This is a genomic window from Sphingobacteriales bacterium, from assembly GCA_016719635.1.
Taxonomy (GTDB): Bacteria; Bacteroidota; Bacteroidia; order Chitinophagales; family JADIYW01; genus JADJSS01.
This window is the reverse complement of sequence record JADJYT010000004.1, coordinates 190,389-211,745: the sequence shown is the minus strand read 5'-3', so window position 1 is coordinate 211,745 and position 21,357 is coordinate 190,389. Positions and strand designations below refer to the sequence as shown.

Here is a 21,357-nt window from a genome sequence, read left to right as displayed (position 1 = left end):
TAAAATGATTTTATTCTTTCATAAACTTGCTTTGAAGGATTTCTCCGGTAGATTCATCCTGCAGCTGGATTACATACATTCCATCCGAAAATGAGGACACATCTATCCATATCAGCTGTTTTCCTTTCTCTACATCTGTTTTTTTAGAAAGCATGGATTGTCCCAGCGCATTAAACACCTTTAATGCAACGGTTCCTTTGGCAGAAGCCAGATACTCTATAAATACAGCGTGGTGTGTAGGATTCGGGAAGATATTCAATATCGTATTCTGATACACGATAGCTCCGGCTGTTCTGATGAGTATCGTCTGTGAATACTCAAAAGTATTATCCCTGTCTATAATCTTCAGCCTGTAGTAATTTGCACCATCTAACGGATACGAATCATCCATAGTATAATCTAATGGGTATGCGCTGTAACCTGCCGCCGCTTTCTCACCAATCGGATCGAAAGAAATACCGTCGCCGCTTCGTTCAACCATAAATTTGAGTGTATTTCTTTCTGAAGCCGTTGTCCAGTTCAAAACATTTTTAGCACCTTCATTATAGCCGGTAAAGGATGTCAGCTCAACAGGAAGCGGTGATGTATTCTGCCAAGGTCCCACACCTACCGCGCCGGATCCTCCGGAAAACCCTGTAATCGCTCCCAATTCGACATAAAGTGTACCATTACAGCTGATTTGATTATCTGAAGCCGTTAGAGTGTTACAACCATTCGGGCTGCCAAACAAATCGCTTCCCAAACAAGACGTTTGAGAGTAGCCTGCTGTGATTCTTTGCGGATTGATTTGTGCCGGAGTGGAAGGAATATACTGTATCCCTGAAGCAGTCTTGAACCACTCGAACGGTTCGAAAAACCCTCCGCATCTGGTCAGGAATGCATTGGCTTCATCAATAATCGCTTGTTTTTCCAGAGATCTGTAATAGAACCTGACTTTCACCGGAGCAAGCGGATTTATTGAACCACTGGAGATACTGAAATCCCAGATTCTCCTCATACTGTATTCTGCCATTAGCGAAGGACAGGAAACGGCAGAGTCAAAAGTTGATTTATAATTTATCTTTGCCACGCCATCAAACACATTGCCATTTGGATACAACGCGAAGATGATAATCTTGTTCCTGTCATGATAATATCTCCAGCCATCAGGACATGTAAAATAAGAGACACTGGTATCATTAAATGTAACTGCCTGAACATTTACACACCGCTGGAAAGTATCTACCCTGATTGTTCCGTTGTTAATATACCCTGTGACATCCTGACCTTGTCCGTCAATCTGAACCACATACACTTTATTGGTATCCAAATTACTGACACCGACAGTATAAGTGATGGTATTATCAAAAATAGCTGCAGGACCGGAGCATACGTAAGATTTGGACACCAATGCACCATCAATCGTACCATCACATAATGCATTGTCTTCTCTGTAAACACTCAGGGATACAATCTGATTGGTATTGAAAGTACCATCCTGTAAGAACAGATTCGGCGGAGTTGGTTGTTTAATGGTAATCTTTATACTGTCGCAAGGACTTGGTGTCATTTTAAATTTCAGGTAGGCCGAATTTTCCGTAGGATTCGTAGACGAATTGGTTTCTCCATAAGCTGAAGCCGGTGTCTCACCTGATGCTCCCTCCACATTCCAACAATAATCTTTACCAAAATCCATAAATGGAAGGCTGTTCAGATTCTGGCATTTATCGACACCATAACGTCTGGAAACACAAATAAAGAAATCCTCCTCATCATCATTATCCGTATCATTATTATTCTGATCAAAAACCTGCAGATAAATAGTTTCACCGGCTGTTCCTGTTATTTCATAATGGAAATAATCTACCGTAAGTGCATTATCATCTGTATTGCCACATTCTACAGGCACTAAACTTCCAATAGTCCCACGGTATGCCAGAATCTTTAAATCATTATGGTACGCAGAACCGATTGCCACCTGGTCACTATATCCCTGAATCGTTACGACACTGCCCAGCATACAGTCTTCTGATGGCATGGTAAACTTATACCAGATATCTCCGCAGTTATCGCTGGTATTGCAGGTACCCGTTACATCTTTCTTGGTAATGGTTGGTTTCTTATAATTTTCAGTGGACCAACTTCCGCTTCCCTGCAGTTCATCTCCTTCTGAAGTAACACCAATCGGTACGGCGCATTGTTCATCTTGAACGGTTAATGTCACCGCATTGGCTGGTTCATCATTCGCCGGTTTTTTCGGAGAGGAAGCATAATTCGGAATAAGGTCTTCTATGGTAATGTCAAAAAATCCCTGCGGGCCGCCAACGGTGGTGCCATCGACTTGTATATAATAAAGTTGCCCAGGAGTCAGACATTCATATTCTATAACCTCATCGCCGGTCGTGGAGGATGGGAAATTCGGAAGCGGATTATATGCCCCTTCCAATTGTGTAAAACCGGTAAATGCCGGCGTTGCTGAAGGACAACCCGTCAGTGTTCCGGAATATAAATATACTTCCGGATCGATTCCGCTTAAAAATCCATCCACATCATGCACCGTTACCTTAACCCTGCCCGATATTGGCGCTGTAAATTTATACCAGACAGACTTCTGAATACAGCTGCAACCGGTTGTCGTATTTGGCTCATTCACCTGAATGGATGCACAACGGTTACTGTCGCTCAGTCTTTGTTTCGCCGTACCCGTTGCGTTCGTTACATTTCCAAAATCATAGGCATTGCATATATTATCGTTATAAGGCGGTGTGGTGGTGCCGCCAATATCCTTGACATTGATTTTAAATGTACCCTGTCCCCAAATAGATACGATATCACTGTTCACCTGAATATAATGCCATACCGAAGTATTCAGACATTTTGCGGTCACCGTTTCTCCGGCAGCTAAAGGATCGTAATCCTGTTCCACTAAGACTAATGAATCTACTGTTTGGCAAGCAGATGAAGCTATTGGAATCTGTGACTGATAAATCGCCACCTGTGCACCGATATCATCCGCACCCTGGCTTTGAACATCAATCGTAACATTACCGGTAGCTGGAGGCTGGAACTTAAACCATACGGTTTTATCATCCGCATTCAGCCACGGCAGATTTTCTTTCGCCTGTACCGTTTTACAAATATTGTTGTATGGTGAACCGGAGGTTGGGTAATAATTCGTTGGATGAACCGGAACCGTTATGGCACCGCAGATACTGTCATTACCCTGATTAGGTGTAAGGGTAGCTACTTCCAACTCTACTTTGTAATAACCTTGTCCCTGTGCCCTGAATATATTAAATGGACCTGAATATCCGTCTACCTGTAAATAATAGGTACTGCCCGGCTTCAAGCAAGTCAGTGTAATATCTTCATCATAGATAAGTATATTGGTACCCGTAGCAATATTGGTAAGGTTACTGAAATTGGCGGTACCATTTAATTCATATACCGCACCCAATAAATTAATACCGTCATTTTTAGTACCGCCGGGGTCGCTTTTTAATCGTAGTGTCATATCGACATGCTGACCCGAATAGATACCCGTTGTAGGTACTGTAAACTTCCACCAGACGGTATTATCAATATCGTATAATGTCCAGGAATCGGGTTCATCCGTTTCTATGCCCGAGCAATAATTATGTGCTAACGCAGAGGTAGTTTTTCCGCCTGCACCGGCAGTTACCGGCATGCTGAGTGATACCGCATTTGCAAATAAATCATAATTGGCAACTGCAGACGGGAATGGAGTGATGGGTGAATAATCATCAATGGTAATATCAAAGAATCCCTGTGAATTTAACCCGGAACCGTCCACCATGACATAATACGTTTTACTTGGCTGCAGGCAATAGCCTATCATCGATTCAGCAAACGGGAAGACATCATATTCACTGGCTATCTCGACCATGTTCGTTCCGTCAGTTCCCCAGTTGCAGGTACCATTCTGAGATTCAAAGATGGCAATCTGCGGATCCATCTTATCCGAATAACCAAACAAACCGGGACCCCATCCGTTCACATCCACTTTTACGGCATAGTCTCCGGGTGCGGAAGGTGTCGTAAATTTATACCAGACCGTATGATCCAAATCGAATCCGGTCGGGTCATTTTCAGGTGTCGGATCTACAGATGTCCTTGTTATTCTTGCGCAAATATTTGTATCCTTCGTCCTGCCAACGGCTGCTCCGCTGAAGAACGAATTACTGAGCGTATAGGCGCTGCAGATATAATCGTTTGCCGGACGCGGGTCAGGTGTTACCCTTGAAATCTTTAACCCAAAATAGCCTTCGTCATTTATTGGAGAGCCGTCCACCATCAGCCAGTAGAATCGATTCGGTTCCAGACATGTCACTTTAAATGTTTCATCAAAATCTCCAATGTCGTATTCGCTTTTTATATCAAAGAAATAACCGTTACAGGTATTATCCGAAGATTCAAAAACAGCTCCCCTCAAATCCATTCCATCCTTATGCGCATTTAGTGAAATCAATTCCTGATTCAATGCAATCTCCACCGCTTCTTCTCCGTTGTTATCCAGGTCTGCCGGGGCCTTAAACATAAACCAGACCGATTTACGGGGTTTACCGTCCACCGCACCGAAAATAGCCCCCCAATTGGCAGGTGTAGAGTCACCGACCGCTGTTGCACAGAAATTATTAAACGGATAAACGGACCGGTCATAATCAGAGCCAATTCCATCTATACAACCCGGGTTCGGAGAACAGGATAAAGCCACTTCATTACCCCCCGGAGGTGCCGAAACTGGCAGTACGCCTCCATGATTTCCTCTTGCCTTGACCAACGTCACGCCATTCGTTCCTAATGTAGGAGCACCAGCTAATGTGCTGGAAGTCCGGTTAAAATTAGTTGAAGTGGCGTTTATAATTCCCGTCGTGGAACCAATCGTATTGGTTGGTTGCCCCAGATAGATGGGATTACATTTATTGTCATTGGCCGCCGGAGGATCCTGAGGGTACGACCGGATGGTTAAATTAAAATCCCCTGTTCCCAAATCGGTAATTCCCAAAGTATTGCTGTTAATCCCTTCTATATAGATATAATACAGGCTATCCGGCATCAGACAGGAAACCGTTAAGTCTTCATCCGCCAAAATGCCGGCATATGCGTCATTACTGCTTCCATAAAATTCGAGAGGCGATAACGTTGGATTATTAATATTTGAAGTGGTTTGAACATCATTACACGTTTTGCCCGTTTTAATTCTATATACAGCCACCTGCGCATCGACCTGATCTGAGGTGACCGATATATTATTGAATTCAATTTCCACTTTACCGGAAGGTGGTGCGGTAAAAGAATACCATCCACCCCTAACGTTATTAATGGTTGACCAGGTACCTCCATAGCTGGAAGCGGACGGTTCATTCTCTATAACAAAGCAATAATTATCCTGATTATTCTTCGTTAATTCCACCTCTTTATTCACGGTCTTCCAGGCTGCCGTTGGAATAAAATAATAAGGATCTCCCGCCACCCTGCCCGGTGTGGCTCCGCATATGGTATCGTTCTTGCGTTTGGTTTGTCCCAAATCTTTAATTTCGAGGCTATAGAACCCAACTTTAGTACCGACACCACATATTTCGGCAATCGTCGTTACTCCATCCGTTACAACATAATAGGTTCTTCCCGGCACCAGACATCGGACATCCAATATCTCCGTTAATAAATCCGGATCTCCAACACTTAATAAATCATCCGGATCTTTCTGATCCAGGTTTGTATAATTTAATAACGTATTGCTGCAAGAACCTGCTGTATTTTCTTCAAACACCCAAATCTTAGGACGCAACTCATCCCCGAGATTGGTAGAGTCACTTTTAATTCTTAGTTCAACTGTACCGGATGCAGGTGCCACAAATTTCCACCATACGGGTTTTTCGTAAGTCCATGGCGCAGTTGGTATTCCCGCATAGGTGGCTCCGCAGAAATTGGCTGCTAAATCTATCTTATGAATACCTGCTGACCAGGTAGAAGTTGTTACACCTGGTAACCATTCAGCTGTACACGGCGTTGATCCGCCTTCTAGCGGATAGTATGCATTAATTGTAAAATCTCCTGTACCACATAAACCTTCTCCGGCATCTACCAACAAATAATAAGTTTGTGTAGGATCTAAGCAAGTATAAATATGATCTTCATCCGGAGAGGCACAGGTACCCTGAATAGCAGCATCCCAACCTAAAGCACCATAATAAGAGCCTGACACCAATGACATTGCATCAGCACCACCTAATCTTCCATTACACTGAGATAAGGCATTTGCTGTTGGTTGATTATACAATGCAAATTTGATATCCATGTCATTTGATAATGAAGCACCTTTTAATACCACATCTTTTCTTTTAGTAGCTGATGGTAATTTGTACCAGACGCCATAATCATTATCATCTGAAAAAGCCAGATTGCAGCCTCCGCTCCAGTTTTGTAAAGGATCAAAGCAATTAGTACCTTTTACTGTTGTTCCTGATTTGCTGTCAGAATTAACTGTACCTACTTTTGTTGCTATACCTGCTGAAGTTCCAATATCATAAGTCGTAACTGCATTTACACCACAAATTTTATCATTACCAGGGTAAGGACCATTATCTTTTACGGTAAGACCAAAAAATCCTTGTGTATTTATACCTGAACCATCCACTAAAACATAATAATTGGTGTTGGGTTTTAAGCAGTACTTATCTTCCATCGTTTCGCCAAACAATGGTACATTATAATCTCTGTCTATATAGGTCAATGAGCCACATGAGCCTTCATACAAAGCCAATTTAAGATCGATTTGATCACCTAAATTAGCAGGATCATTATATGCTTCAATGGTAATGTCGCTACCTGCACCTGTTGTACCGGTATTAAATGTAAACCAAACGGCTTGACGTGTTGTACCATCAAATGTCCAGCCCGGGCTTGGGTCCCCTGTTCCATTAGAACAGAAATTATTCCAACGGTTAGTACCTGCTGCATCTCCAATAGTACCACCTTGTGCAAGTGTACCTAAACTTATTGCATTAGCACACAAGTCATTTGAAGGTTTTGGAGCTCCGTTACTTGTTACCGTTAATGAAATGGCCCCTGAATTACAAACACCGCCTACCTGTACCTGAACATAGTAGGTTGTATTGGCAGCCGGACAATTTATAGTAAAATCATTACCTAATTCAGTATAGTCGATACGTGTTAATCCATTAAAATTTGTGCCTGAATTATAGTTAGAAAAAGCATTGCCAGTACAAGCACCGCTAGCAGCACCGGAATATACCCAAGCTTGTCCGGTGCAAAGACCAGACGCTGATGGATTTAAGGTAATGATTGCAGGTGGATTGACACCTGTAGTAAATTTATACCACAGTGATTTTTCGTTAGAATTATCCGGTTCGTTGGTGGAACATACATCTTCACTGGATGCATTATCAGTATTGCTTGAAACAGAAAGCTGAGCAGTATTATAATTAAATCCGGTTCCCATACTACTTGCGCCACAATAATGATCATTGGATAATGGTGCTCCTCCGGAAAAAGAAACTGATAAATTGAATTGTCCATCTTCACCAACTGTAGGTACACCATCTGCCCGAATATAATAAGTTGTGTTTGGAAGAATAACACCCTGCACGGAGCCGCCTGCATCAAACTCTGAGCCTAATGGGTTAACATCATACCAGTTTCCTATTTCCTGTAATACACCTGCATTTAAAGTAGAACCTGAACACACAGTTCCACAAGCTCTGTATAAATAAACATCAGCGTTTAAACCATTTCCAATTGCATCCATATTTACATTGAGGTTACTACCCACAGTAGCACCCGTCGTAAAGGTATACCATACTGTTTTTTGTCCTCCACCTGGTTCGTTTGCCTGTGGTGCAGATGCACAAATATTTGATTGATTACTTATTGACAAAGCTGCAGCAGTTCCGTTTAGTGTACCCATACTTACTGCTGAACAAATATTATCAGGTCCTGTAGTTGCTGAAGTTGCATTAATATCTAAATCAAAAACACCAGCTGATCCTGCATCTAATGTTCTATCATTATAACCACACTGTATGAAATAGGTAGTATTCCCTTGTAAGCAATTAATTGAAAAATCAGAATTTGCATCAGTACCTAATCCAGGAATATCGCTTCCTACTTCTGTAAGAGAGCCAAATGTACAACCACCTGATGATCGATATGCAACAATAGCTGGATTATCTGCACCGCTTCCATTTTCACCTAAATGAAAGTTTACACTTTCCAAACCTGTTGCAGGTGTAACAAATTTATACCAAACTGTATTTAAAACATCACTGTGAGGTTCACCGGATTCACGTAAAGCACATATATTATTTACAACTGTATTATTTACAGCTTCACCTGGATCAAGAACACCACCACTTCCTAGTGTAATAGCATTACATATAGCATCAGGAGATGGGTTGCCACCTGCAGAAATAGAAATATTATAATTACCGGTTGTACCGCCATCTAATGTACAGTCCTGAGTCCCAAATTGAATATAATACGTTGTATTTCCAGGTAAACAATTTATAGTTGCTGAAGTACTTGAACTAATACACTCATAATTGGAGCAAGTAAAGAAAGGTTACCAAAGAAACAATTACTGGAACTTTTACTGTATATAGCAACAATAGTATTATCATTCCCACTTTCAGATTGAGAAGCTGTTAAACTTGTTAGTCCACCAGCAGGAGTTGTAAATGTATACCATGCAGTATTATAAGCGCCATGTGGCAAGCCTTCATATTGTTGATTATTATATGAGCTGTTATTAAAACTACTTGTATAAGTTCCACCAGGGCTTAAAGAAAATGAAGTTGCATGCTGAACATTATTATTTGATGCGGTTCCTGCTCGAGAAACCGCTAAATTTGTATTGCCACCACCGCTTGACCCTAATCGAACATAATATCTGCCTACAACAGGACCATTAACCGTGGCAGCGCCGCTACCTTCTGCTACCTGACATAAATCTGAACAAGAATTAGTGCCTGAATACCAGACAGTAACGTAAGAACCATTTTGGCTAGGGTCGAAAGTTAGGGTTTGTGCAGTGGCTGTATTATCAAAATAGTACCAGGATTCTGTACATTGCGTGACATCATTAGTTCGCGGAGTGCCGGTTGTGTTGCCTAAATAAATCGCACTTGCACATGTTTTATTAGTTACATTACCGGAGCCATCTAAATTTCCACCGGAAAAATTTCCTGAAACAATTTGTTGAGCATCGTACCGATACGTAACATTTGCAGAACAACCGCCGCAATTCGTTGCCATAGATACATCATCCCAGCTGGTATATGTTCCCGCGGTTGTTTGAATAGTTCTTGCTGTCCCTATCCATTGCCCTCCGCATTCCTCATCGCAATTAGATAGACCGTTATCCTCCTGACCTTTGAAAGTAATGGTGTAGGATGTTGGATAACACTCTAAAGAATAATAGGTATTAGTACCAAATAAAGTAACGTCTCGGGCGTCCTGCATGGTTACTACATCACCGTCTCTTTCTATACAAACTGAATTGTTGGTGAACAGCCATTCTTTTTCATCATCATTTCCATCACAATCCGTTACACCATTTTTATAGGTTTCTGAAACCCTGATTCTGAGTGTTTTTTGAGCCTGAGCTGAATGGAAAACCAAAATTGTCAGGAGTAAAAACAATATTTTGTAAAAATTTTCCATAGCATTATTGGTTAAATAAATTGTGTTTTGAATTTTTAATGACAAAGGTTAATTCGTTTAAAAAACGTTCCGCCTTTTGTTTTTCTAATAAATCAATTAGTGCAGCCGGTTTCAATACTTCCACATATGATTGCTTATCTAGAAAGGAAAGTACATTATTGTTGTAGTAAAAGTTAAATATTTCGTTCTGTAAATATTTTTTTAAATTTTGTTTAAAGTAGTCACTAATCTCTGCTTGTTGTTCTTTTGCTAGTAACAAACATCGTTTATTAAAATCAGAATTAATAATATCCTCGCTTAGTTTATTACAAATCAACTGGTGGCTGTCATTTTTATACGTTAACGAATTATTTTGAATAAGTAGTTTGGCGATTGAAATAATATCCGAAGAATCAATAGTATTCAACTGAGGGTTTTGTTTGTAAAATTTTATAAATGCTTCTATTTTTATACTTCCGGTATCGGTATTTTTTATTTTGAATTGCAGCAATGAATCAAATTGTTCTTTACTTAGTGCAACATCATTTATTTTTGCCTGAGCCTGAGAAAAAAGTATTAAAAATAATAAAGTGTAGAATCTATGCATACCAACTATTTATAAAAGTTGCCCACCAAAAGTGAACAAATTAAAAACACTTGTTAAATTTACTAGTTTTTTATTTAATTAACAACCCGTTGTGCGGTTTAAATAAAAAATTAACAATAAATTCACATCAAATTTTACTAAGGCCTATGATTTCCATTAATTATTTGAAAAACACTAAGGCTCAGTACTGTTTATTATTGATTATCAGCTTTTTGTTGTATTACAAAACTATCTACTTTGGATTTAATCTGGATGATGATATAATATTAAATACCATTGCAAACAAGACGCCGACCCTACAAGATGTTTGGTCTTTATTTAACCTTTCATACAATAAGACTGACTATCGACCTGTTGTTTTATTGAGTTATGGAATTGAACAGTACATATTCGGTGAAATCAATCCTTCAGTTTCACATGCTATTAATGTTTTTCTTTTTTATGTTATATGCAGTATTGCACTTAGCCTTTTCAAATTCATTTTTGACAACAAACATACAACGTTGTATTTTTTTGCTGTATTGCTATTTTGTGTGCATCCGTTAAATACTGAAGTGGTGTGCAGTTTAAAATGCAGAGATAATTTATTAAGCATGCTCTTTGGTATGCTTGCGTTTTATTGTTTTATACAATTTATTGAACTGCAAAATAGAAAAACAATAAATCTCTTTTTATTTTTTCTATTCACTATTATAGCAATTCTTTCAAAAATGGATGCTTTGGGTTTTTTAATTCTATGTGTCGCTTATGTACTTTTTTTTAAGAAAGAAAAGAAATTAATTTATACGATTCTTTCATTTTTAATTATACTTTTACTCATAAGTATCGCCTCATTAATTAAAGACAATGCGCTTTCTCACCTGTCTGCTACTGATAATTTGATTGGCAAAGTAACATTCACTGAAAATCCTTTAGCTGTTTCATTTACATTACAAAACAGGGTAATAGCACTGGTAAACACGGTCTATTATTATTTTACCAAAATGATCCCTGTTACCAGTTATAAATATTATTATGGTTACAATTATTTTGCTGTTTTATCTGTCAATACTTTTTCATTTTATGGCGGACTTATTATTGTTTTAAGTTTTATTATTGCATTAATTGCCGGTATCAAAAAACAAGACAAGCACTTAATCATATCTTTGAGTGCAATTTTTATTCTTTCCTTCTATGCGTTAAATTTCTATACCGCAGTTGCAGGTATCATTGCGGACCGATATATCTTTATAGCCAACCTGTTTTTTTGTTTACTGCTCACCTATTCTCTATACTTAATCTTAGTATTTATTAATAAAGAAAAATACTTAAATCTCATACTTCTCAGTATAATAATTCCATTTTCTTTGTTGAGTATTTTACGAATTCCTGCATGGAAAAACTTAAAAACACTGATTGACACCGATGCTCCTGGTTTATATAATTCATATGAAGCCATGCGAATAGCAGCGGGTGCATATGGCAAAGAATATGATAAAGAAAAAGATGAAGAATTACGAAAGGCCTACCTGGAAAAATCAATATACTATGCAGAAAAAGGTGTTCGCGTTTATCCTAAAAATCATTTACTATACCTCTTTTTAGGTCAGTATTATTTTCAAAATAAACAAACCGATCAGGCCATTCGTTGTTTTAAAACCGCTGTAAAAAATAATTCTTCGAAGATTGATAGTTATGTATTCTTAGGAGACTCCTATTACTCATTAAAGAAAATGGACAGTGCCATATTTTATTACAAAAGCGGCTTGAGATTACAAAACAATTCTCAGTTATTGATAAACAATATTTCTACAATTTACTATGAAATGAACGACAAAGAAAATTGCCTAACATTCAACACCGATTTAATAAGTAAGGATTCTACCATTTTTGCTGCACAGGAAAATTTAGGCTATTATTATTTGAATGAGCGGGACACCTTGACTGCTAAAGAATATTTCAGAAAAGCAGTTAAATTCGGTCTGAATGAAAATTCGGTACCCATAAAAATCAAATAAGTACTTTTTATTCTACTAAACAAAAAAAATCAACAACAGTACTTTATCGATTACTTAGAATTTATTGCTGTAGTAAAGATGTAAAATCAGACATACATTTTTTTATAAATACCTACAGATCATTTGCAAAAAAAACAGACAAATAAATTGCCTGTTTTTTTACAAAAATAAATCTCATGCAATTTTTATTCTTTTACAAATTTAGCCTGGTAGTTATTTCCTTTTGATGTGTTTTGTAAACCTATAATATACATTCCTTTTGCAAATGCTGATGCGTCAATTGTTATTGTATTTAATCCTGAATTAACAGCATAATTATTTGAATACATATTCTGTCCGATAGCATTGAAAAGTAACAAATTCAATTTTTGCTGTTCAGTGGATTGATACACAATATTCACTTTATCATTAGTTGGATTTGGATATACTGATACAATTCCATCTGAAACCTGATTCAATTCGTTAACTTTTATAACCACAATTTCAGAATACTTAAATTGTCCATCTATATCGATCATTTTTAATCTATAATAATTATTACCTAAAACAGGATACAAATCATCTAATGTATAATTTCTAGGTGAATTACTATTTCCGGCAGCCGGTCTTTCTCCTATGTACTCAAAGTTGATGGCATCTGTGCTTTTCTCCACCTCAAACTTAAGCGAGTTCAATTCGCTGGCAGTCGTCCAGTTCAGTATATTTTCACTTCCATTATTGTACCCGGTAAACATGGTCAGTTCCACCGGTAATATCTGTGTAGGATTCAAGGTGGACTTAACAATAACGACTTGTCCGGATGACGCACAACCAGAAGTATTTTCATCGCTGATAATCTGCATGATATAGGTTGCACACGCCGGCAATATAAATGTTGAGTTGAAATTTGTGGAGGTAGTCCCGCCCATTACTTCCTCAAAGACCGCGCAGTTGATGAGAATATCGTCATACTGACCTGTTGGTGCAACGCAAGGTGTTTCATCGCGGAACATGGACATGGCTGTAGTCCCACACCCAATGGTAGTGACTGAAAACACAACCGTAACCGTATCAACTGGTGTACCATCACAATCTGTAGAAAAAGACAGATAGTTGACCGAGTTATTAGACCCCGGCAAACAATCATAATACTGAGGAGAAAGGTTGGCTCCATTCGTATTCATATTCCAGCATTGAGACTGGTTATACACTAAATTATTGGCTGTACAGGCTGTTTTAGCCGGGCAGTCAACAGAAATACAAAAACCAAATGCCGAATTGGCCGGTGATGCAGGAGCATTTTCATTAAAGACCTGTACAAAAAGCGTCTCTCCCGGGAACGCCGCTAAGGATAAATCCACATCACCGCCTAAACCTCCATCATCACAATTAATACGTTGTAACGTTCCGCCACATCCTCCTCCGATAGACCTGTAAATACCGATATGCTCGTGTGAATTATTAAACAATGAACCAACCGGGTACTCATCGTTTCCTTGAATCCGGATTCCCGTTGCATCCAATGGAACGGTAAATTTAAACCAGTAATCGTTGCAATTCAATTCTCCGTTACAACCCAATGCGGTTACCGACCGGGTAGCTCTGTCTATATCTGTCGCCGCATCTAGAATGCTGTAATTTGCCGTGTAATATTGTCCGTCGGATGTACACGGCCCCTGTGCTGCAGTCCTTACATGCTGTGTTACGTCAACAGCACCGCACGGTTCATCATTCAAGACACTTGGATATGAAGTTGCCGCATCCAGATTGTTTATACTGAAATTCCAGGTGCCTTTATCCGGCGGAATTCCCAGCACACCGTCATTACCATCAAAACGCATATAATAGGTTTTGCCGGGAACCAGGCATCTCAAATCCCAGGCAGTGGAAAGTGTCGTTAATGTATTGGTATTATCTTCTCTCACCAATCCGTTAAATCCGGAAACCCCGCAGTTATATCCTGTCGGAACACTATATAAATCGGCACTTAACGTGAGTGTACCCGGACTATATGCAGATGTATTTAAACGGACTTCCCCGGATGCAGGTGCTACAAACTGATACCAAAGTGTTTCATCATAATCAGCTCCGTCTGACGGATCCTGGGGCGATGGTGAAATATTCGGTTCACCGGATTGTGTGGTGGCGCATCTGTTATCTGCTGTATAAGTAGTTCCAATCGCTGCTGCAGGAGCAGTACAAATATTATCAGCCGGATTATTCGAACCGGAGGTAAATACCACCGAAACATTGAAATTGTCACCAACATCACTTCCCAGCAGTCCGTCAAAACCCTGAACCTGGAAGTAATAGGTTTTTCCTTCCTCAATTTCCCAGCATTCTAAACTCATCGTCTCGTTATTGGTTGCACCGTTTACCAGCGGGGTTTCATGCACCAATGTCAGATTCCCAAAAGAAGGAGTAACGCCACTGCACACCGTTGCATCCTGTCGATACAAACCGATGTAACCGTTTATCACATCACCACCGGCATTGGTTATGCTGATTGAATAGGTACCATCTGTGGTGCTCGCCACAAATTTATACCAAAGCGTATGGTCGTAGCCCGGGTCTGTGATATCATCATACGGTCCGTTCACGGCCGGTTCACCAATCTCCTGTGTCGCACATCGGTTATCCTGTGCGGCTGCGGTAGCTGTAGCAGAAGTGGTAAATGTACCCAGGTTGCCGGTTGCCGACGTTATACCAATACCGCAGATATTATCATTCACCGGAGTGGTTTTGGAAACGTGCGTGAGCTGGATAGTGAAATTACCCACATCGTTAGAACCAATCAAATCATTACCGTCTACCTGAATATAATAGCGTTTATTGGCTCTCAGACAAGGCCATGTTTCCACAATCTGGTCAGTCGTACCAATGGTATTTAATGCCAATCCCGTTCCACTGGCTATCTCTGTCAGTTGTGTCCATGTTGGAATATCACCGGAGCAGGAAATGGCAGCAGTGCCCGGAGCCTGATACAATACATAATTAACACCACCATTGATTCCGCCTGTTGGTTCCAGCAGCATTGTCATATCACCATCAACAGGAGGCACAAATGAGAACCATACCGTCTCATCATAATTGTTGGAGGTGACATCATCACCGGAACCGCCAATATTATCGCTGGTGTTCGGCTCTCCGGCTTCTTCCCATGCACACTTATTTGTTCTTGTCAGTGAACCGGTAGTACCATTTGCCGGAATAGTTAAAACATTTGCACTGCATATTAAATCATAGTTGGTTGGAACATTCGGACCGGGATTACCGGAATTATCATCCGTAACCGTAACTATAAAATCATTCTGGTCATCTGTAAACGGTACCACATCATTTCCGTCAATCTGAATATAATATTTCGTATCCGGTAGTAAACAGGTATAATTTCCCGATACGGAACTGACAGGAATAGTGGCTGTATTGGAAGACCCTTCTTTAATTATGCTGGAAGAAGGAGCAGCCGTCACCCTGTAATTCGGTGCTGCACCATTGTTATAATATAAAGCGAAGTTAGGACTGAAAGTACCGCCAACTCCGGGGTCATCAGCCACTGTTATAGAGATTGTACCCGGATTGGAAGGTGTAGTAAAATAGTACCAAACCGTTTCATCCTCCGCTCCGAATGCAGCGGTGTGGTCTGTCTGGTCGATTCCGCAATAATCTCCTTCTTCTCCGTTTTCACACGTAGCGCATCGGTTGTGTCCGCCTATGGTCAGCGTACCGCCTGCAGGCAGCATACCATCTATCGGGATGATATTGTCAACCGGAATGGCGTTCGCTAAATTATCATTTGGCGCCCTTCCTGTTCCACTGCCCAAATCTCTTACATCAATATCATAATAATAATTATCTGTAAAACCGGGGAAAGTAAATCCGAACAGACTGACATCTGCGCCGTCTACCTGAACATAATAAGTAGTATTTGGAGAAACACAAGGCAAGGTAACTTTTGCCGTAAAATCTGTAATTCCGCCCAGTAAAGTGGCAAATCCAATATCATCATCCAGAGAAGCTAAATTTGCAAATGGCGTTGTCGAACAATTGTTGCCGCTCGGTACATATTTATAGACCGCTAAAGATGGAACCGTGAAAAATCCGCCAATTCCTACCAAAGAAGTCACCTCTACTTCTACAGCTCCCGGATTGGGGCCTGTCGTAAACTTATACCACATGGTCTCATCATACTCCGGTTCATTCTGAACAGCGCCCTGTGAAGTATTCGGTTCGCCTATTTCCTGAGTGGCACAAATATTATTCTGATTGGATAACGAAAGTACACCTCCACTTGCCAGTGTACCGCTGCCCACGTTTGTTGCACCGCATATATTATCGTTCGTTTGAAAGTTTATATTAATATTGCTCATAGCAATAGAAATATCAAATTCCCCCATGTCATCGCCGAATAACGGACAGGCACTGGTACCCAAGACCCTTAAGAAGTAACGCGTATTAGGTTTCGGACAGGTAATTTTTATTTCTTCTTCCCTTGGTTGAAGGATATTAAATACTTTACCCTCACCTATCCGAAGTATTTGACTGAATTGTGTGTTTGATGCTGCCTGTAGATTACACGCCGCAGCTGTAAACGTGCCATTATACTCATATAAATCCAAATCCGGGTCAAGACAAAATCCGGAAGGATTGGTTACTCTAATGGTAATATCACCGGGCCGCAGAGGACCTAAGGATGGTCCGGTATTAAAGGTGTACCATACAGTGGGATCGGTACCGGAATCAAACGGATTCAGGTCCCAGCCGTTTGCTTCCGGTTCATTTCGTTCGGATGTAGCACATCTATTATTGTGATGAAAATTGATCGTTTCACCGGGATGTAAATAGGTATTCTGGTTTCCAGAATTATAGGTACCTCCTGCATTGACGACCTGATGTGCCTGACAGAACATATCATTTCCGCCTGGACTGGTCGTGGCTGGTGAGGAATAAGTGACGGTAGATGCATAGGTCTGGTCTGCGGCAAGCGTTGTAATTTTCATCCTGAACTGTCCGGTTTCACAATCCGTACCGGAAAAAGCAGGTCCGCAGGTGGTCAGGTTTCTGTTACCATCTACCTGCACCCAATAAGTTCTTCCCGGAACCAAACAGGATACGGTAATCTCTTCATCATCTGAACTGGCAATACCAAAAACAGCCGGATCGTAGTCATCATCAAACTTAAATCCGCCGGTTTGAATATCCGCACAATTCTGAGAAGGAATGTCAAAAATGGCGATGCCCAGGTCAATATCATCTGTGCCACCATCTTCCACAGCTTCTATTGTCACCTTTCCTGTCGATGGGGCAACAAACTTAAACCATAAGGTATGCTCTACATTAAAATCAAACAATGTTCCGGCAATAGTATGCGCTACTTTTCCGGAACCCTCGTAAGAAGGGTCTATGCCGGCACATTCATTGTTAAAGGCAATCGGAGAATTGTAAACAGCACCCACCACATTCGAAATCGGTGTCATATTATAGGCCATGCAAATCGAATCGTTTGTAGATGCCGGAATGCCGTTTAATGCCTGAACCGAAATCCGGAAATCCCCTTCGACATCCTCCACATCTGCTCCACAGGTATATCCCGCATCTCCATCAATCATGATATAATAGGTTTGCCCGGGAATAAGACAACGCCCTACATAATATTCATCATACCCGCATATTCCTACACAAGGAACACAAACACCGGTATAATCATCATCGTTCAAAAAGTCTGTTTCGGTTAAACCACCGTCAAATCCGTTTCCATTTCCAACTTCTGTCAATCGCCATTTATCAAAACAATTTGCCGTCTGATATAAGGCCAGCTGCAAATTGATATCATCGTGATAGTCTTCATCTCCTTTAAGCTGAGACCGGTTTTCAGCACGGATTTTTACTTTTCCGCTTGCCGGCGCCACAAATCGGGCCCACACCGTCTTGTCCGTAGAAGCATTCTGTGCACTCCATTCTGATGGAACCGGATCGTTGATAGATGTGGCACAACGGTTGGTCATATTCGTCCACGATAAAGAACCATATGCTGTCGCGGATGCATTTACCGGTAAGCTTTGTGCAAAACAAGGTTCATCATGTCTTAAGGTTGCATTCGGAACACCCAAAGTGGTGAATGGCGTACCCACATCCGGCGGATTGGCAGAATTATATAATCCCAATCCGGCATCAGCCACCTGAAGTTTAAAATAACCGGATATACAATCACCCGCATCAAATAAGTCACAGCCAAAATAATCCCCTCCGTCAACCTGTATATAATAGTATTTATTAGGGTCCAGACACGTAGCGATTAGACTGTTTCCTTCATTACACAAGACACTATTTCCGCAAGTGTTGTAAATATTATAGTATGGTCCAAATGCACTGGATGCACTTTCCTCCGTTGCTTCCTGTATGCCATGATCCTGTGCAATGATGGGTGTCCATAAGAAACGGGGATCTGAACAATGTGCATTGGTTCCATCCCCTAAAATGGGTTCCCATATGGCCACCTGCATATCCAGATCATCATCAATACCCGGAGAGCCGGTAGGGGCAGATTGGGCGGTAATGCGGACAGACCCGGACAAAGGCGGGTTAAACCTAAACCATACATCTTTATCCAGCGATTGGGTAAAATCTGCTCTCCAGGGCAGGTCCGGTGTAGCACAGAAATTGTCATAAATGGCAGCCGGTGCCAGTTGTCCGCCATTCGGTACCGTTCCAATATCAATAGCACCGCAAATAGTATCATTAATCGGGGCGCCACCCAAGGAGGATGCCGTTGTTATTTTATACGAACCATTATCAAATGACCACTGTCCTTCGTAACAAATGGAAAGCGCATTGAAGTCTTCCACCTGCACATAATAAGTTGTATTGGGTTCCGGACATTTTAGCCTGAACATGTCAGCATAGCAGGGTGCGCCAAAGCCTATTCCGGTCGAGGCATCACATAAATCACCCGGTATGTTCATCTCATCCTGTGCCATTAAATTGCCTCCAACCGGACAAGGATAGGATGTAATATTCTTATAAAATGTAACTCTTGACTGAAAACCCAAACCGATACATACAGACCCGCGATTTGCATTGCTTAATTCATTATCATTTTCATACCAGTAAATCCAGTCGGGTGGAATATTGCTGCCTGTGGTGAATTTGTACCATACGGTAGCTGTATGCGTACCGGAAGTACCCGGTCCGCCCGGCGAAGCCTGAGGCTCTCCATTTTCCGCAGAGGTACATTTATTCGTATGCGGCAACCCGAAGAATTTGGCTGCACCCAACTTGGAAGCTGGTCCGTTGTTAGCCCAGTTTACACCTGTTGTCACACCGGTTTGCAGTCCATTCGTAGTGATATACCCCAAATCAACGGCATCACAGATCATATCAGATGGTCTGAACTGATCCTTGACCACTTTTACATTAAAATCGACCCGGTCAGAAATACCTACAGGGTCTATCTGGATGAAGTAATTCGTATTCGCTTTCAGGCAAAGCCGCCTGACCTCTGCATTTCCGCCGTTGAAGATGTTCAACGGGTCAATTTCATCTCTGTCCATGAAAGACAGGTTGGCATAATCTCCGTTGCTGTTCGGGCAAACGCGAACCGTTCCTGAATTGGTCTCCTCATAAACATAAACGGCAGGATACGTCAACGTACCGGAAGAGCCCAATCTTTCCACCAATACCTTATAGGTGTGTGCCAGCTGCGCCAAAGCAGGAGCAGACGGATAATCGGGTGCAGGTGTTCTGAAACGATACCAAACGGTCTTACTTAAAGAGGACAGAATCGTTGTATTATCCGGCTCATTGCAACAACCTTTACTTTGAGAAGCACAATCCGTAGACTGGTTAAAGATAGCCAGATCATAATCGCTGTTATCCCAGGCCGTAGCAGAACCTGTTGTTGTTCTGGGATCAAAAGAACTGTTTAATGTTCCCATATAACCATCGATGCCAACAGTTGATGAGCCGGCTGGAAGACATATGTAATCCGGACCTGCTTTCACACCGTTATCATTAACGGACAGATTAAACCTTCCTTCATCACACAATGCAGCACATCCAAACTCAACTCCAGGAGTGCAACTTTCCACCTGAATATAATAAGTCTGGTTTGCTTTAGGGCATTGAATGTCGATATCACTTAAATCCAATCCGGTATTGCCGACCTGAGAAAGTTGTGAAAACTGATTAGAGGAATATGTAAACGGACAGCCTGTCAGGTTATCCGGACCTTCGTACACTTTACACCAGGCAAAGAGGGTTCCACCTGCAATACAGGCACCGCCGGAACCGCTGCCTCCAATACCCGATGCATCAACATTGATATTCGTACCGGGACTTGGGCCTGTCTTAAATTTCAGCCAGATGGTTTCATCTCCATCTGAAATATTGGGCTCATTGGATGAACAGATATCCTCCTCTGAATATCCGTAATTATTAAAATCATTCCTGCTTAGGGTTGCACCTGAATTTAAAGTACCTAAATTATAGGCTCCGCAGATATAGTCATCACTTGTCTGTGGCCGCCAGTTTCCGGTTTGCTCCCAACGATAGACAACAGTCACAGTGGTTCCGCAATTTCCTCCTCCGTCAAAATTTTTTGTGGCAGAACATGTTAAGGTCTGATTAACACCAATCCCGGATACACTGGAAGGATAGGCAGCGGTAATGTTCACATCACATATCTTATCACTGGTGGTATTTGCCAAACCTCCGCCTATACATTGATCATAGGGGCATACAACAGGCACTACATCTCTGTCCCATGCCTCGACAATAAAGTTTAAATTCCCGGAAGGCCACTGGCAGGCATAATCAAAATTTCTGTCGTATGGATTAAAATTAGCATTCCAGGTGTAATCTGTCGTATTATTATCTCCTTCATGACAGGTTTCATCCACATCATCCGAACCATCATCTATATCAAAAGCAATATCATTTTTACCATTTCCTGCAAAGCAGGCTCCATCATCGCAATCCGTACCAGATGTCTGCTGATAACGGACACTGATTATTCTTAATTTTAGATTCTTTTGACCCAATGCATTGTGTGTAAAACCCAACAGAAAGAAGAGAATAAAACAGGAACTTATTTGCAGGTATCGATTCTTCATATAA

At 41.0% G+C, this 21,357-nt stretch carries 5 protein-coding genes; 1 reads left to right on the top strand and 4 read right to left on the bottom strand.

Going from position 1 to position 21,357, the window contains the following annotated elements; genetic code table 11:
- Nucleotides 1-10: 10 nt before the first annotated feature.
- From IPM95_09845 to IPM95_09835, 3 genes are all read right to left on the bottom strand, one after another.
- A complete protein-coding gene (locus IPM95_09845) occupies nt 11-8,236 on the bottom strand; it encodes a T9SS type A sorting domain-containing protein (protein MBK9329591.1) in 8,226 nt (2,741 codons plus the stop codon).
- A 287-nt stretch (nt 8,237-8,523) separates the two neighbouring features.
- The gene (locus tag IPM95_09840; protein MBK9329590.1) at nt 8,524-9,681 is read right to left on the bottom strand and encodes a hypothetical protein; all 1,158 of its coding nucleotides are present in this window, start codon (nt 9,679-9,681) and stop codon (nt 8,524-8,526) included.
- Between the two features lie 4 nt (nt 9,682-9,685).
- Entirely contained in the window at nt 9,686-10,267 is a 582-nt protein-coding gene (locus tag IPM95_09835; GenBank protein ID MBK9329589.1) for a hypothetical protein, read from the bottom strand.
- A 146-nt stretch (nt 10,268-10,413) separates the two neighbouring features.
- Here IPM95_09835 and IPM95_09830 point away from each other — a divergent pair, with 146 nt between their 5' ends.
- Nucleotides 10,414-12,264, top strand: coding sequence for a hypothetical protein (locus tag IPM95_09830; protein ID MBK9329588.1), 1,851 nt, complete (start codon nt 10,414-10,416; stop codon nt 12,262-12,264).
- 185 nt (nt 12,265-12,449) lie between these two features.
- Here IPM95_09830 and IPM95_09825 read toward each other — a convergent pair whose 3' ends face one another.
- Nucleotides 12,450-21,353: a T9SS type A sorting domain-containing protein gene (locus IPM95_09825; protein MBK9329587.1), complete on the bottom strand. Its 8,904-nt coding sequence runs from the start codon at nt 21,351-21,353 to the stop codon at nt 12,450-12,452.
- Nucleotides 21,354-21,357 lie beyond the last annotated feature (4 nt).

Excerpts from the sequence above, each read along its gene's own strand:
- IPM95_09840 (MBK9329590.1), bottom strand. The coding sequence starts at position 9,681 with ATGGAAAATTTTTACAAAATATTGTTTTTACTCCTGACAATTTTGGTT.
- IPM95_09835 (MBK9329589.1), bottom strand. The coding sequence starts at position 10,267 with ATGCATAGATTCTACACTTTATTATTTTTAATACTTTTTTCTCAGGCT.
- IPM95_09825 (MBK9329587.1), bottom strand. The coding sequence starts at position 21,353 with ATGAAGAATCGATACCTGCAAATAAGTTCCTGTTTTATTCTCTTCTTT.
- IPM95_09830 (MBK9329588.1), top strand. The coding sequence starts at position 10,414 with ATGATTTCCATTAATTATTTGAAAAACACTAAGGCTCAGTACTGTTTA.